Below are 16,241 nucleotides of genomic sequence, written 5' to 3' on the forward strand. Positions count from 1 at the left end.
CGCCGGCAAGCAAGTACTAACCCCAATCCAAACCGATTGACGCTTAAACGAATGCGTCTATAAGATTCGTCCTACATCGATGCGGGTCCGTCCCCGTCATGATAATCACAAGGGGTTGGGTCTATCGTGAAGTCGAAGTCCTACGCAGTGATACCCGGCAGCGCCATCACCGGCGCGCACGCAGTTCGCGCTGCGTCCCGCCAGACCCCAATCCGTTTTTCGTCGTAAGCAGCAACGCCATGCCCCGGATCCCCATGGGGCCGGGGCCCTGTCACTTCTGTCGCGCTATCCGCGCACCACACGGAGCATGAGGGCTATGCGTACTTTTCCCCACCTGAAGCAAGCTGCGCTCGCCGCTGCCATCGCCGCATCGCTGGCATTCAGCGCCGGCGCGGCCGCCAAGACCTTTCACTGGTCCTACCAAGGCGATGCGACGTCCATGGATCCGATGGCCCTGAACGAAACGTTCACGCTGGGCTTCCAGGGCAACATCTACGAAACGCTTGCCGGCTACGACGGCAATCTGAAACTGACTCCGCTGCTGGCGGAAAGCTGGGAAAACCCCGAACCCACGAAGTGGGTGTTCAAGCTGCGCAAGGGCGTGAAATTCCATGACGGTTCACCGTTCACGGCGGACGACGTCATCTTCTCCTGGAAGCGCAGCCTGACCCCGGGTTCCGACATGAAGGGCTACGGCGCCAAGGCCTCCGACATCAAGAAGGTGGATGACTACACCATCGAAGTCACCACGCCCACGCCCAACCCGATCCTGCCGCGCGAATGGGTGTTCCTGTACATCATGAGCAAGTCGTGGTCGGAAAAGAACAAGACCACCGAAGCCACCAACGTCAAGGGCGACAACCAGGGCAACTACGCCAACCTCAACGCCAACGGCACCGGCCCCTTCATGCTGGCCTCGCGCCAGCCCGACGTGAAGACCGTGCTCAAGCGCTACGACGGCTACTGGAACAAGAACATCAAGACCAACGTCGACGAAGTCATCTTCCAGCCCATCACGCAGGAAGCGACGCGCGTGGCCGCGCTGATCTCCGGGGAAATGGACCTGGTGCAGCCGGTGCCCGTGCAGGACTGGAAACGCCTCGAAGACGCCAAGGGCGTCAAGCCGCTGACCGCGCCCGAAGCGCGCGCCATCTTCATCGGCATGGACCAGGACCGCGACGAGCTGCTGTTCTCGGACGTGAAGGGCAAGAACCCCTTCAAGGATCCGAAGGTACGCGAAGCCGTGGTGCTGGCCGTGGACACCAAGGCCATCAACGAGAAGATCATGCGCGGCGCGGCCAAGCCGCTGGGCTCGCTCATCGCCACCGCCATCAACGGCTATGACGATTCCTTCGGCGCGCCGTACAAGCCGGATCCCGAACGCGCCAAGAAGCTGCTGGCCGAGGCCGGCTATCCCAAGGGCTTCACGGTCACCATGGACTGCCCGAACGACCGCTACGTCAACGACGAGAAGGTCTGCCAGGCCGTCGCCGGCATGCTGGCGCGCGTGGGCATCAAGATCAACCTGCTGGCGCAGACCAAGTCGAAGTACTTCGGCAAGATCCTGCTGCAGGCCGGCAATCAGACCAGCATGTACATGCTGGGCTGGACGCCCAGCTCCACCGACGCGCACAACACGCTGCTGAACCTGACCTCGTGCCGCAATGCCAAGACCGCGGCGGGCCAGTTCAACCTGGGCGGCTATTGCAACAAGAAGGTCGACGAACTCACCGACAAGATCGGCGTCGAAACCGACCAGGCCAAGCGCAACGCCATGATCAAGGAAGCCTTCGAGATCGTGCGCAACGACTATGGCTACCTGCCGCTGCACCAGCAGCCCATGTCCTGGGGCGTGAAGGACAACATCAAGGTCATTCAGCGCGCCGACGACGTGCTCGACCTGCGCGACGTCGTCCTGCCGTAAACCGGCAACGCGAACCCCGGGCGGCGCATGCCGCCCGGGCGCGCCCGGCCCAGCCCCGGCTCCCACTATCCGAGGGAAACGCGGCCCGGCGTCATCTGAATCCGAGGGCTCCCGATAATGCTTTCCTTTATTGCGCAACGGCTTATCCAGTCGGTGCTGGTGATGTTGACGGTGGCGCTGATCGCGTTCGCCATGTTCCGCTATGTGGGCGACCCGATAGCCAGCATGGTGGGCCAGGACACCACCTCTGAACAACGCGCGGAACTGCGTGAACAGCTGGGCCTGGACGATCCCTTCGTGGTGCAGTACGCGCACTTCGTGGCCAACGCCGTGCGCGGCGACTTCGGCATGTCGTACCGCCATCGCCGACCCGTCAGCGAACTGCTCGAAGAGCGCATGCCGGCCACGCTGGAACTGTCCTTCGTATCTGCCGTAATGGCGCTGGCCCTGGGCATACCCATGGGCATCTACACCGCGCTCAAGCGCCACGGCGTGCTGTCCAAGGCCTTCATGGCGATCTCGCTGGCCGGCATCTCGCTGCCCACCTTCCTCATCGGCATCCTGCTCATCCTGTTCTTCGGCGTGCAGCTGCGATGGCTGCCCAGCTTCGGGCGCGGCGACGTGGTCAGCCTGGGATGGTGGACCACCGGTTTTCTGACCAAATCAGGCTGGCTGGCGCTGATCATGCCGGCCATCACGCTGGCGCTGTTCCAGATGACCCTGATCATGCGGCTGGTGCGCGCCGAGATGCTGGAAGTGCTGCGCGCCGACTTCATCAAGTTCGCGCGCGCCCGCGGCCTGCCGGAACGGCTGATCAATTTCCGCCATGCGTTGAAGAACACCATGGTGCCCGTCATCACCATCACGGGCCTGCAGCTCGGCTCCATCATCGCCTTCGCCATCATCACGGAAACCGTGTTCCAGTGGCCGGGCATGGGCCTGCTGTTCATCCAGGCCATCAGCATGGTGGACATCCCCGTCATGGCGGCCTATCTGGTGCTGATCGCCTTCATGTTCGTGGTCATCAACCTGGTCGTGGACCTGCTGTACTTCGCCGTGGACCCGCGTCTGCGCGTGCAGAGCAAGTAAAGGACTCATCATGATTGCTCGCATCGCTCCCTTCTTCGCCCGCGCCGCCGACAGCGACCTCTGGCACAGCTTCAAGCGTTCGCCCGGCGCCATCATCGCCGCGATCGTCACGCTGGCCATCCTGCTGGGCGCGCTGTTCGCCCCCGTGGTCGCGCCGCACAACCCCTTTGACCTGGCGTCCCTGAGCATCATGGACGCCAATACGCCGCCGGCCTGGGAAGAGGGCGGCAGTCCCGACTTCCTGCTGGGCACCGACGACCAGGGCCGCGACATCCTGTCGGCGGTGCTGTATGGCTCGCGCGTGTCGCTGCTGGTGGGCTTCGCCTCGGTGCTGTTCTCGATGGTGCTGGGCGTGACGCTGGGCCTTATCAGCGGCTACGCCGGCGGCCGCATCGACAGCTTCATCATGCGCATCGCCGACGTGCAGCTCTCGTTTCCCGCCATCCTGGTGGCGCTGCTGATCGACGGCGTGGCGCGCGGCCTCCTGCCGCGCGACATGCACGACCAGCTCGCGCTCTACGTGCTGATCTTCGCCATCGGCATCTCCGGCTGGGTGCAATACGCGCGCACCGTGCGCGGCTCCACGCTCGTGGAACGCAACAAGGAATACGTGCAGGCGGCGCGCCTCATCGGCATCGGCCCCTTCACCATCCTGCGCCGCCACATCCTGCCCAACGTGATGGGACCGGTGCTGGTCATCGCCACCATCCACCTGGCCATCGCCATCATCACCGAAGCCACGCTGTCCTTCCTGGGCGTGGGCGTGCCACCCACGGCGCCATCGCTGGGTACGCTGATCCGCATCGGCAACAGCTACCTGTTCTCGGGCATGTGGTGGATCTCCATCTTCCCCGGCATCGCGCTGGTGGCGCTGGTGCTGTCGGTCAACCTGCTGGGCGACTGGCTGCGCGACGCGCTCAACCCCAAGCTGCGCTGAGGACGCCATGGCCCTGTTGAACATCGAAGATATCCGCATCGAATTCCCCAGCCGCCGCGGCACGCTGGTAGCCGTGGACGGCGTCTCGCTGTCCCTGGAGAAAGGCGAAATCCTGGGCGTGGTGGGTGAATCCGGCGCCGGCAAGTCCACCATCGGCAACGCCGTGATCGGCCTGCTGGAGGCTCCTGGCCGCCTGGCGGGCGGCTCCGTGCTGCTGAACGGCGAACGCATCGACACGCTGAACCCGGCGCAACAGCGCAAGGTGCGCGGCCGCCGCATCGGCATGATCTTCCAGGATCCGCTGACCTCGCTGGATCCCCTGCAGACAGTCGAGAGCCAGCTGGTCGAAACCATGCAGGTGCACCTGAACCTGTCGCACGCCGAAGCGCAGAAGCGCGCGGTGCAGTTGTTGGCGCAGGTCGGCATCGACAAGCCGGAACTGCGCGTCAAGCAATACCCGCACCAGTTCTCCGGCGGCATGCGGCAACGCGTGGTGATCGCGCTGGCGCTGTGCTGCGAGCCCGAAGTCATCATCGCCGACGAACCCACCACCGCGCTCGACGTGTCGATCCAGGCGCAGATCCTGGAACTGCTCAAGAAGCTGTGCCGTGAAGAGCAGGTGGGCATGATCATCATCACGCACGACATGGGCGTGATCGCGGACGTGACGGACCGCGTGGCGGTGCTGTACCACGGCAAGCTGGTGGAACAAGGCCCCACATCCAAGATCCTGGGCGACCCCGACCATCCCTACACGCGCAGCCTGATCTCGGCCGTGCCGCGTCCCGACATCAAGCTGCGGCGCTTCCCGCTGGTAACTTACATCGAGGACGTAAAGAAGCCGGCGCAACCGCTGGACCTGGCCACGCACTGGCTGGGCCAGCGCCGCGACTTCGGCGCGCGCACCGGCGGACCGCTGGTGCAGGTCAACGACCTGAGCATGCGTTTCGTATTGAAGAACGCCCTGCTCAAGCGCAACCAGCGCACGCTGGACGCCGTCAAACGCGTCAATTTCTCCATCGGCGAGGGCGAGGTCTTCGGCCTGGTGGGCGAGTCCGGTTCGGGCAAGTCCACGGTGGCGCGGCTGATCTCCGGCCTCTACACGCCGAGCGAAGGCTCGGTCAATTTCGGCGGCACGGACCTGACCGCGCTCAAGGGCGAGAAACAGCTGAACCCATTCCGGCGGCAGATCCAGATGATCTTCCAGGATCCGTTCTCTTCGCTCAATCCGCGCATGCGGGTACTGGACATCGTGGCCGAGCCGATCCGCTTCCACAAGCTGGCGGCCAGCGAAGCGGAAACGCGCCGCATCGTGGCCGACCTGCTGGACGTGGTGGGCCTGGCCGATCGCGCCGCCGAGCGCTTTCCGCACGAGTTCTCGGGCGGCCAACGCCAGCGCATCTGCATCGCGCGCGCGTTGGCCACGCGACCGCGTTTCCTGATCTGCGACGAACCGACCTCGGCATTGGACGTGTCCATCCAGGCGCAGATCCTGAACCTGCTGAAGGACCTGCAGGAAGAACTCGGGCTGACCATGCTGTTCATCAGCCACGACCTGCCGGTGATCCGCCAGATGTGCGACCGCGTGGGCGTGATGCGCTATGGCGAACTGCTGGAAGTGGCCAACACCGAAGACCTCTTCGAACGTCCGCAGCATCCCTACAGCCAACACCTGCTTGGCCTCATGCCCCGCCTGCAATCCATGTCCCGCGAGGGGCTGGACGTGGCGGGGTAGCGCCAGGCGCAACCCGGAGCGAGACATGACGGCGACACGACAGACCCTGTTCATAGGCGGCCAGGTTTTCGACGGCAAGGGCACGCTGCTGCCCAACCACGGCGTGCTGGTCGACGGCCGGCACGTGGCGCGCGTGGCGCCGGCCGGCGAGTTTTCCGGCTATGCCGGCGCGACCGTGCGCACGGACGGCATGACGCTGATGCCCAGCCTGGCCGACTGTCACGTCCATCTGGTCTACACCGGCGGCGCGGATCCCAATGCGCAACTGAGCAAGCAAGGCCCCGCGCAGATCACGCTGACGGCGCTGGAGAACGCCCAGGCCAGCCTGCGCGGCGGCGTCACCGCGCTGCGCGATTGCGGCGGCAAGGACTACCTGGAATTCGGCGTGCGCGACGCCATCGCGCGCGGCGTGTTCCCCGGCCCCACGATCAGGGCTTCGGGCCGCATCATCTGCATGACGGGCGGCCACGGCAACCGCATCGGCCGCGTGGCCGACGGCTGTGAGGACGTGATCAAGGCGGTGCGCGAACAGGTCCACGCCGGCAGCGACCTGGTGAAGATCATGGCCACGGGCGGTGTCATGACGCCAGGCGTCAGCCCCATGGACGCGCACTACAGCTTCGACGAAATGAAGGCCGGCGTGCATGAGGCCAAGCGCTTTCGCAAGAGCACCGCCAGCCATGCGCAGGGCACGCTGGGCATCCTGAATGCGGTGCGCGCCGGCATCGATTCCATCGAGCACGGCATATTCATGGACGACGAATGCCTGCGCGAGATGCTGGACGCCCAGACCTATCTGGTGCCCACCATCGCCGCGGTGCGCAACATCATCGCCAACGCCGACAACGGCATCCCCGCCTACGCGGTCGAGAAGGCGCGCGCGGTGGAGCAACGCCACCGCGAGTCGTTCCAGATGTACTACAAGGCAGGCGGGCGCATCGCGCTGGGCACCGACGCCGGCACCCCGTTCAACCTGCACGGCGAGAACGCCATGGAACTCGCCTACATGGTCGAGTTCGGCATGACGCCCGTGGACGCGCTGATCGCCGGCACCTCGCGCGGACATGACCTGATGGGCATGGACCAGCATGGCGCCATCGCCGAGGGCAACGTGGCCGATCTGCTGCTGGTGCAGGGCGATCCCACCGAGGACATCATGAAGGCGGCCGACAAGCGCTTCCACGTCGCGGTGCTGCGCAACGGCGAAGTGGCTGCCGGCGCCTTGCCGCGCTGAAACGCAACAGCCTCGGCCCGCAATAAAAAAAGGCCGCCGCGCCCTGGGCGCGGCGGCCTTTGTACAGCTCGATGCGAGAGACTGGCCGGCTTAGCGGGCGCCGCCCATCGCGCCGCTCATGACCATCATCAGGAACTGTTCGACCGGCATCTTCTTGCCGTTGAAGTCGACCTGGCCGTCAGCGTAGTTCAGGTAGGTCACGATGTTGTTGTTTTCGACCTTGGCCATGCCCATGGCGGTGGCCATGGTGCCAACCATTTCAGCCTGGCCCTTGGCGGTCTGCTGAGCCTGCTCGGCCGGCACGCCGCGCACCTGGGGTTCGATGGCCATCAGGTCGCTCAGGTTGCCCTTGGACAGCACCAGCTTGGCGTTGAGCTTGCGGATCACCTGCTTCAGCGTGTCGGCGAACTCACCGTCCAGCGAGGCCGGCTTGGCCATGTCCAGGTCCAGGTTGAAGGTCGACGTACCGTTGGCCGTGCGCACTTCCAGCGGCGACACCGCCAGCGTCGGGTTGCCGGCCAGCAGCAGTTCGACGTTGGTCTTGATGACCTGCTTTTCTTCGTCCGTGAACTGGGGCGACTGCTCTTCGCCCTTGCTTTGCATCATGCGGCGCGAAGCGGCTTCATAGACGTCGTTCAACGCCTTGAAGGCCTTCGAATCCAGCTTCTGCGCGTCCAGCACCAGCTTCAGGCCGGCCATGTCCTTTTCTTGCACGTTGATCATGCCGAAATCCATGGCCATCTTCACGCCCATGAGCGAGTTGGCTTCGGTCATGTCGACGGTGATCGCGGTGTCCTTGAGCTGGACCGGCGGCTTTTCCTTGGACGTGATGGTCCAGTTCTTGAGCGCGACCTTCTGGCTGCCGACATACATGTCGTTCGACGCCGGCGTCATGTCGCTGGTCAAGGTCAGGCCGGTCATGGCCATGCTGACGATGTCGCTTTCTTCGGATTCGCCCGCCAGCGTCAGGCTGTCGGCCTTCAGCGCGACCGTGCCGTGCTTGCTGCCGGTGGCGTAGGTCACGTCGCCCTTCATGCCCGAGAACTTCAGGCTGTTGGCATCCTTGGCGAACTCGACCGGAGCCATGTCGAAGTTGCCGCTGATGTTCTTGGCGTAGCTGACGCTATAGGCGCCGGACAGCGGCACCGCGCCCTTGGCGGCGGCGAACCATTCCTTGACCAGGGGCGTTTCTTCCAGCTGGAAGCGGCTGGCCACCATGGCGGGCGCGAAGGAACCCGACTTCAGGTTGGACAGCGGGAAAGGTCCATGGTCCAGGTGCTCGACGAACAGCAGCTCGTGCTCCGTGACCGGCTGGCCCTCGGCGGGCGCCTCGGTGAACTTGATGCGGTAGCGCTCGGTGGACGAGAACACGCCACGGTCGAAGGACACCAGCTCAACCACGGGGGTCACGCCCCACTTTTCGCCGACCTTCTTCAGTTCAAGGTTGGCCTGCTCGATCGATTGCTTGACGAAAGCCTCGGCCTTCTGGCCCGTATACCAAGCCGTGCCGGTCCATACTGCGCCCAGCGCGACGACTACGCCCACAATTGCCGATTTTTTCATTGCGATCCTTTATTCTTCAAATGGATGAAAGCGGACGGATTATAGGGATTGCAGCCTAGGGAAAACACTTATTTCGTGCAAAGGCGCAGCAATGTGTTGCTTATTGATACAGAACTGGCCCGCCCGGGCGGTGCTGCAACGCCACATCAGCTACAATCCGTCGGTGCGTTTTGCCAATCTGCGCACGTCCGCTAGGCCCTTCGCTGCCGAGCTTCGCCCATCAGGGCGCTTCCCTTTTCTCCTTTATTCGTCCGCCTGGATTGGAGTCTCTCAACTTGAGCGACGGGCTGCCGCTGGAGTTGTTTTGACTACCTCTTCCCCTTTTGCCGACCTCGGGCTGGCTGATTCCCTGTTGCGCGCCATTGCCGAAACCGGCTACACCGCGCCCACCCCCATTCAGGCCCAGGCCATTCCCCAGGTCCTCAAGGGTGGCGACCTGCTCGCCGCCGCACAGACGGGCACCGGCAAGACCGCCGGCTTCACGCTGCCCATCCTGCACCTGCTGATGCAGAAAAAACCCGAGCTGCGCAAGCCCGGCCGTCCGCGCTGCCTGATCCTGACCCCGACGCGTGAGTTGACCGCGCAGGTCGAGGAATCGGTGCAGACCTATGGCAAGTACACCCCGCTGTCCTCCATGGTGATGTTCGGCGGCGTCAATATCAACCCCCAGATCTCCGCGCTGAGAAAGCCGCTGGACATCCTGGTCGCCACCCCCGGCCGCCTGCTGGACCACTGCGGCCAGAAGACCGTGGACCTGTCCGGCGTCGAGATCCTGGTGCTGGACGAAGCCGACCGCATGCTGGACATGGGCTTCATCCGCGACATCCGCAAGGTCCTCGCGCTGCTGCCCAAGCAGCGTCAGAACCTGCTGTTCTCGGCCACCTTCTCCGACGAGATCCGCACCCTGGCGCGCGGCGTGCTGAACAATCCGGGCGAAGTCTCCGTCACCCCGCGCAACACCGCCACCGAGCTGGTCACCCAGACGGTGCACATGGTGGAACAGCACCACAAGCGCGACCTCATCAGCCACATCATCCGCGAAAGCGGCTGGCACCAGGTGCTGGTGTTCACCCGCACCAAGCACGGCGCCAACCGCCTGGCCGAAAAGCTGGTCAAGGACGGCCTGACCGCCGCCGCCATCCACGGCAACAAGAGCCAATCGGCCCGTACCCGCGCCCTGGCCGGCTTCAAGGACAGCACCGTGACGGTGCTGGTCGCGACCGACATCGCCGCCCGCGGCCTGGACATCGACCAACTGCCCCAGGTGGTGAACTTCGAACTGCCCAACGTGCCTGAAGACTACGTGCACCGCATTGGCCGCACCGGCCGCGCCGGCGCCACCGGCGCCGCGGTCTCGCTGGTCGACAACAGCGAAATCAAGCTGTTGAAGGACATCGAGCGCCTGATCAAGAAGACCATCGAGCGCAAGCCCGTGGAAGGCTGGACGCCGCCGGCCACGACCGCCGCGGCTTTCGACCGCCAGGAACGCGACGAAGACAACCGCAGCCCGCGCGGCGGCGGCGGCCGCAATGGCGGCCGTAGCGGCAACGGCAATGGCAACGGCGGCCGCTCGCGGCCGGCCCAAGGCCAGGGCCAGTCCCGCGCCGCGGCTGGCGGCCGCGCCCCCGCCCCGGCCCGTGCCGGCGGCGAAGGCCGCGCCAACCATGGCTCGCGCGACGGCAAGCCCGCCGACCGTCCGGCCCACGCTGGCCGCAACGAAGGCCGTCCGCAGCAGAACCACCGCCGTCCGGAAGGCTCCGGCCGTGCCGCAGGCAATGGCGGTTCCGGACGCCCCGCGGGCGCGCCGCGCGCCGCGCTGCTGAGCAAGTAATATCACCGCAACCGCCCCCCACGGACCCGCGCCATGCCCTTATCTACCTGGTTGACGTTCTTCCTGGCCTCCTGGGCCATTTCGTTCTCGCCTGGCGCGGGCGCGATCTCGGCGATGTCCTCCGGCCTGAAATACGGCTTTGCGCGCGGCTACTGGAACACGGCCGGCCTGATCATGGGCATCCTGTTCCAGTTCGTGGTGGTGGCCGTGGGCCTGGGCGCGGTGCTGGCCACGTCCGAGATGGCCTTCAACGTGGTCAAGTACCTGGGTGTGGCCTACCTGATCTACCTGGGCGTGCGCCAGATCCGCACGGATGCGGCGCCTGTCACGGTGGATTCCGGCGACCCCAAGCGCGCCACGATCCGTGAACTGGTGCTGCGCGGTTTCCTGATCAACACCATGAACCCCAAGGGCACGGTGTTCCTGCTGGCCGTGGTGCCGCAGTTCGTGGACACCGCGCTGCCGCTGACGCAGCAATACGCGGCCATCGCCGCCACGCTGGCGTTCACCGACCTGGTGGCCATGGGCGTGTACACGCTGCTGGCGGCGCGCGTGCTGCGCCTGCTGCGCAGCGCCAAGCATATCCGCTGGATGAACCGGACCTTCGGCTCGCTCTTCATCCTGGCCGGCGTGTTCCTGGCTTCGTTCCGCCGCCATTCCTGAACCTCATGCGCGGGGCATGCGCCGGCGACGGTGCATGCCCCGCGCGTTTTCATGCCCGATACCGGACCGCGCCGGGCCCAAAAGCGGCGCCAAGTAAAATCCTTCCGATCATGAACATCCCTCACGAAGTAGCGCGGCGCCGTACGTTCGCCATCATTTCCCACCCCGACGCGGGCAAGACGACACTGACCGAAAAGCTGTTGCTGTTCGCAGGCGCGATCCAGATCGCCGGCAGCGTCAAGGCGCGCAAGGCTTCGCGCCATGCCTCGTCCGACTGGATGGAAATCGAAAAGCAGCGCGGCATTTCCGTGGCGTCCTCGGTGATGCAGATGGAATACCGCGATTGCGTCATCAACCTGCTCGACACCCCGGGCCACGCGGACTTCTCCGAAGACACGTACCGGGTGCTGACGGCGGTGGACGCCGCGCTCATGGTGATCGACGCCGCCAACGGCGTGGAACCGCAAACCATCCGCCTCTTGCAGGTCTGCCGCGCGCGCAACACGCCCATCATCACGTTCATCAACAAGATGGACCGCGAAGTGCGCGAACCTTTGGAACTGCTGTCCGAGATCGAAGGCCACCTGGGCATGGACGCGGTGCCGTTCTCCTGGCCGGTCGGCATGGGCAAGGCTTTCGGCGGCGTGTTCGACATCCGCCAGGACCGCATGCGCGTGTTCCGTCCTGGCCAGGAGCGCCGCTCGGACAAGGACGACTTCATCGAAGGCCTGAGCAATCCCGAAATCGCCCGGCGCTTCGGCTCGGCGTTCGAGCAGGCCAGCGGCGAGATCGAACTCATCAACGAAGCCGCGCCCGCCTTCGACCGCGAGCAGTTCCTGGCCGGCAAGCAGACACCCGTGTTCTTCGGCTCCGCCATCAACAACTTCGGCGTGCAGGAAGTGCTGGACGCGCTGGTCGAACAGGCGCCGCCCCCGGGCCCGCGCGAGTCCATGCAGCGCCTGGTGCAGCCCGTGGAACCCAAGTTCACCGGCGTGGTGTTCAAGGTGCAGGCCAACATGGATCCCGCCCACCGCGACCGCGTCGCGTTCGTGCGCGTGAGCTCCGGCCGCTTCGAGCGCGGCATGCGCCTGAAGGTCGCGCGCACCAACAAGGAAATGCGCCCCAACAACGTGGTGTCCTTCCTATCGCAGCGGCGCGAGCTGCTGGACGAGGCCTATGCCGGCGACGTGATCGGCATTCCCAACCACGGCGTGCTGCAACTGGGCGACGTGCTGACCGAAGGCGAGACGCTGCAGTTCACCGGTCTGCCGTTCTTCGCCCCCGAGCTGTTCCAGGCCGTGGAAGTGAAAGACCCGCTGCGCACCAAACAGTTGCGTACCGGCCTCACCCAGTTGGGCGAGGAAGGGGCCATCCAGGTGTTCCGTCCCGAGGCCGCCGGCGGCTCGCTGCTGCTGGGCGCAGTCGGACAACTGCAGTTCGAAGTGGTCGCGCACCGCCTGAAGACCGAGTACGGCGTGGACGCGCGGATGCTGCCTTCCCGCTACACAATGGCACGTTGGATTACGTCTGAAAACCCCAAGGCGCTGCGCAAGTTCATGGATGCCAATGCCGCCCATATCGCCTATGATGTTGTGGATGCGGCGGCGTTTTTGATCGGTTCTCCCGCGCAGTTGCGCGTGGCCGAGGAACTGTATCCCGATGTGAAATTCCATGCCATGCGGGAGCACGGCGGCAAGGTTTTCGGAGACAAAGCGTAGACCCGTTGGGGTCCCGCACGGCAGATGAGGGTAGCAATGTCTTGGCGTTTCTTATTCGCAACGCTCCTGATCGCGCTTGGCGCGTCGGCCTGGGGCGGTATTCAACTGGGTGATTGGCTGGTGGCGCATGCGCCGGTGGCCGCGCCCGCTCCTGGCCAGGATGCCGCGGCATCCCAGCAACCCGTGCTGGATGCCAACGGCCGTCCTTACGTGGCCCAGCCTCCGCAGCCGCGCATCGACGGCACCTTGGGCGTGCCCGACAAGCCGTCCGACCGCGAGTGGCAGGTCAACACCGTGTCCCTGTTCGACAGCGTCAGCGATCCCGCGGTGAAGATCTCGCGCGAACGCATCAGTCCGGATCAGGCCCGCGAAATCGCGGCGGCTTCGCAAGTGCCGCTACCCTCGGGCGCGTCTGACGTCAGCACACTGGATCTGCAGGCTCCCGGCACGTCCACCGCCATCAATGGCGGCCAGGTCCAGGCCGGTGGCTACGGCACGCCGCAAATGGTCCAGGCGCCCCCGCCGCCCCCGAACACCGCTCAGGCGCCCGGCGCCCTGGGCTGGCAGGACGCGCTCAAGCGCGAACTCGCGCATTGCGCCACGCAAGGCTTCTTCGAGCGCCCCTCGTGCTCCTGGGCCGCGCGCAACAAGTACTGCGGGCCCAACCGCGCCTGGGGCACCATGGCCGAGTGCCCGGCTCGCCCGAATTGACGTATCGGCGCGCGGCATGCGCCGCGTGGCACCGACAAAAAAAATGGAGCCCCACGGGGCTCCATTTTTATGTCCGGAACATTACTCCGGCACGGACATCTGGCTTTGCAGATAGTTCTGGATGCCGACCTTGTCGATCAGGTCGATCTGCGTCTCCAGATAGTCGATGTGCTCTTCGGTGTCGTCCAGGATGTCCTGGAACAGATCGCGCGAGACATAGTCGCGGACCGATTCGCAATGCGCGATCGCTTCCTTCACGGTCGCCTGCGCGCCTTGCTCCAGCTTCAGGTCACAGGCCAACAATTCCGGCACGTCCTCGCCGATCAGCAGCTTGTGCAGGTCCTGCAGGTTGGGCAGGCCGTCCAGCATGAAGATGCGCGCGATCAAGCGATCCGCATGCTTCATTTCGCCGATGGACTCTTCGTACTCGTGCTTGCCCAGCTTGTCGAAGCCCCAATGGTTCAGCATGCGGGCATGCAGGAAATACTGGTTGATGGCCGTCAGTTCGTTGGTCAGTTGCTTGTTCAGGAACTGGATGACGGTTTTGTCGCCTTTCATGATGGACTCCTTGCAGTCAGGCGCGACGCAGATGCATCGCGACAAAGGAGCGCACGATGCCGCGCGTACGCAACCCCGGCAGACTACCATCTGGCGCGGGGCCGCGCCTAGCCTTGCGCTGTATTTGGTAAACCGCTTTAGGACCGCTACAAGAAAGCGACAAGCTAATGAGAATGAGTATGCGTGCCTGATGCCTTGCATACGCGCATCAATGCCTGCGCGGCCTGACGCTGCGCGATGCGGCGGAATCCGTCGTCCGATCGGCACAACCGCATGCGCCGATATGCCATCTGCCTGCACGAAACGCGCCAGCTTGCGGCCGGCGGCGTTTCGTTGCGGATCGGCAACCCCGGCTGCGGCGGCGCGTTACTCGGCGCGCCGCGTCGCCAACCAGATGCCCAACGCGATCGGAACGATGCCCATCAAATCCAGCCACGACACGTGCTCACCCAGCACCAGCCACCCGAACAGCAGGCCCAGCGGCGGCATCAGGAAATGCAGCGCGCTCGCCGCCGTGGCGCTGGCACGGCCCAGGATCATGAACCACAGGTAGTAGCCGCCCATCGACACCGCGACGATCATGTAGGCCATGCTCCAGAACAGGCTGGCGGTCATGCGCGCGTCACCGATGTTCTCGTGCATCAACGCGAAGGGCAGCAAGGCTGCGGCGCCGGCCAGGGACTGTATGCCCGTGGACGTCCACAGGCCCGAGGACGGCTTCAAACGCTTGTAGAGCAGCGTGCCCGCCACCAGCGCCACCAGGCCACCCGTGACCAGCAGCGTGCCATGCAGGTCCTCCTGCATGCCCGACAAGCGCGAACGCAGCACCAAGGCCACGCCCGCCAATCCCAGGCACAGGCCCAGCAGCTTGCGCCAACCCAGCCGCTCGCCCAGCACCGGACCGGCCAGCACGCCGATAAGCAGCGGGTTGGTGCTGATCAGCACCGCAGTGAACGCCGACGACACCGTCGTCATGCCCGACCAGCTCAGGCCCAGGTACAGCGCGTTGTTCAGCGCCCCCAACAGGATCAGCGCGGCCAGGTCACGCGCGCCCGGCATCTTCCAACGGCCGCTCGCTGCCGCCAGGCCCAGCATCAACGCTCCCGCGATCAGGAAGCGGATGGTCAGCAAGGTCAGCGGCGGACAGTCCCGCACGGCGATCTTGGCCGCGGCGAACGCCGAGCTCCACAGAAAGCAAAACGCTGCGATGGGCGCCCAACTGATGCCCGGCGAGGCTTGAGCGGGAAGGGCGGCGGCAGAAAGGGTCGAGGTGGCCTTCATGATGAGTCCGGAAGGTGGCGCTGAGCCGCGGTGGCGGCGGATGGACGAATTCTGCGCGGCCGCCAATCCATTGACAAACTCTTTATTCGGATCGAAAGTATTTAAAAAATGAATGCATGGAGCGGCCGATGCCAGACCTCGATCTTTTGCACAGTTTCGTGTCCGTCGTGGATGCCGGCGGCTTCACGGCGGCGGGCGAACGCGTGCACCGCAGCCAATCCACCGTCAGCCAGCAGATCCGCAAGCTGGAGGAATCCTTGGAATGCGCACTGTTCGTGCGCGAAGGCCGCCAGGTCTCGCTGACCGAGGACGGCGAACGGCTTCTGGGTTACGCGCGGCGGATGCTGGCCCTGTCCACGGAGGTCCGGGAAGCCGTCAGCGGACGCAAGCGCGTGGACGTGATCCGGCTGGGTATCCCGGACGACTTCGCGGCCGACACGCTGACCATCCTGGTATCGGAATTTGCGCGGTCCCGTCCGGGCGTGCGGCTATCGGTCCGCTGCGACCTGACCTCGGCGCTCACCCGCGCACTGGAACGCGGCGACCTGGACGTGGCGCTGCTCAAGCGCGAGCCCGGCGCGGGCGCCGCGTTGGCCGCCTGGCCCGAACAATTGCATTGGATCGGCGCCCCGGGGCTGGACGTCCCGGCAACCGAGCCGGTACCGCTGGTCGCGTTTCCGCAGGGCTGCATCTACCGCAACCGCGCCATCCATGCCCTGGAAGCTGCGGGCCGGCACTGGCGCATCGCCTACGAAAGCCCGAACCTGATGGGCTTGCAAGCGGCATTGACTGGGGGGTTGGGGGTGGCGCTGCTGGAGCGGCGCTGCCTCTTGCCGGACCATCGGATCATCGATGCGGGCCTGCCTGCGGTGCCCTCGACCGAACTGGCGCTATGCCTGGCCGACACGGTGCGCGAGCCTGCGCGTCAGCTGGCAATGGCTATCCGGGAATTCTGCGAGAAAGAAGCGACGCGGCCCGCTGCGTGACGGCAGCGAGC

The 16,241-nt window shown here is 65.2% G+C and carries 13 protein-coding genes; 10 read left to right on the forward strand and 3 right to left on the reverse strand.

Annotation, left to right across the window (positions count from 1 at the left end; genetic code table 11):
* Positions 1 to 316 precede the first annotated feature (316 nt).
* The 5 genes from ACZ5YA_RS21730 (at position 317) to ACZ5YA_RS21750 (ending at position 6,919) form a co-directional block, all read left to right on the forward strand.
* Positions 317 to 1,924: an ABC transporter substrate-binding protein gene (locus ACZ5YA_RS21730; RefSeq protein ID WP_059376729.1), complete on the forward strand. Its 1,608-nt coding sequence runs from the start codon at positions 317 to 319 to the stop codon at positions 1,922 to 1,924.
* 117 nt (positions 1,925 to 2,041) lie between these two features.
* Positions 2,042 to 3,013, forward strand: a complete 972-nt coding sequence (locus tag ACZ5YA_RS21735) for an ABC transporter permease (protein WP_464091221.1) — start codon at positions 2,042 to 2,044, stop codon at positions 3,011 to 3,013.
* 10 nt (positions 3,014 to 3,023) lie between these two features.
* Entirely contained in the window at positions 3,024 to 3,950 is a 927-nt protein-coding gene (locus ACZ5YA_RS21740; protein ID WP_059376724.1) for an ABC transporter permease, read from the forward strand.
* Positions 3,951 to 3,957: 7 nt separating this feature from the next.
* Positions 3,958 to 5,685, forward strand: a complete 1,728-nt coding sequence (locus ACZ5YA_RS21745; protein WP_118933470.1) for an ABC transporter ATP-binding protein — start codon at positions 3,958 to 3,960, stop codon at positions 5,683 to 5,685.
* A gap of 25 nt (positions 5,686 to 5,710) precedes the next feature.
* On the forward strand, positions 5,711 to 6,919 hold the full coding sequence (locus ACZ5YA_RS21750) for a metal-dependent hydrolase family protein (RefSeq protein WP_464091222.1): 1,209 nt from the start codon (positions 5,711 to 5,713) through the stop codon (positions 6,917 to 6,919).
* A 90-nt stretch (positions 6,920 to 7,009) separates the two neighbouring features.
* On the opposite strand, the gene ACZ5YA_RS21755 is transcribed toward ACZ5YA_RS21750, so the two are convergent.
* Positions 7,010 to 8,482: a YdgA family protein gene (locus tag ACZ5YA_RS21755; protein WP_280014482.1), complete on the reverse strand. Its 1,473-nt coding sequence runs from the start codon at positions 8,480 to 8,482 to the stop codon at positions 7,010 to 7,012.
* A gap of 304 nt (positions 8,483 to 8,786) precedes the next feature.
* Between ACZ5YA_RS21755 and ACZ5YA_RS21760 the strand changes: the two genes are divergently transcribed.
* From ACZ5YA_RS21760 to ACZ5YA_RS21775, 4 genes are all read left to right on the forward strand, one after another.
* Positions 8,787 to 10,313, forward strand: a complete 1,527-nt coding sequence (locus ACZ5YA_RS21760) for a DEAD/DEAH box helicase (RefSeq protein ID WP_187774072.1) — start codon at positions 8,787 to 8,789, stop codon at positions 10,311 to 10,313.
* Between the two features lie 33 nt (positions 10,314 to 10,346).
* Positions 10,347 to 10,976, forward strand: coding sequence for a LysE family translocator (locus ACZ5YA_RS21765; RefSeq protein ID WP_059376713.1), 630 nt, complete (start codon positions 10,347 to 10,349; stop codon positions 10,974 to 10,976).
* A gap of 110 nt (positions 10,977 to 11,086) precedes the next feature.
* Positions 11,087 to 12,694, forward strand: a complete 1,608-nt coding sequence (locus ACZ5YA_RS21770) for a peptide chain release factor 3 (RefSeq protein ID WP_054455568.1) — start codon at positions 11,087 to 11,089, stop codon at positions 12,692 to 12,694.
* 24 nt (positions 12,695 to 12,718) lie between these two features.
* On the forward strand, positions 12,719 to 13,405 hold the full coding sequence (locus tag ACZ5YA_RS21775) for a hypothetical protein (protein WP_187524009.1): 687 nt from the start codon (positions 12,719 to 12,721) through the stop codon (positions 13,403 to 13,405).
* An 81-nt stretch (positions 13,406 to 13,486) separates the two neighbouring features.
* Here ACZ5YA_RS21775 and bfr read toward each other — a convergent pair whose 3' ends face one another.
* Positions 13,487 to 13,963 (reverse strand): bacterioferritin, encoded by a 477-nt coding sequence (gene bfr / locus ACZ5YA_RS21780; protein WP_013390908.1) that lies wholly within the window; start codon positions 13,961 to 13,963, stop codon positions 13,487 to 13,489.
* Between the two features lie 366 nt (positions 13,964 to 14,329).
* Positions 14,330 to 15,244: a DMT family transporter gene (locus ACZ5YA_RS21785; RefSeq protein ID WP_059376710.1), complete on the reverse strand. Its 915-nt coding sequence runs from the start codon at positions 15,242 to 15,244 to the stop codon at positions 14,330 to 14,332.
* 128 nt (positions 15,245 to 15,372) lie between these two features.
* Between ACZ5YA_RS21785 and ACZ5YA_RS21790 the strand changes: the two genes are divergently transcribed.
* On the forward strand, positions 15,373 to 16,230 hold the full coding sequence (locus ACZ5YA_RS21790) for a LysR substrate-binding domain-containing protein (protein WP_059376701.1): 858 nt from the start codon (positions 15,373 to 15,375) through the stop codon (positions 16,228 to 16,230).
* Positions 16,231 to 16,241: the final 11 nt, after the last annotated feature.

The sequence above is a fragment of the Achromobacter sp. JCM 18799 genome, from assembly GCF_055395645.1.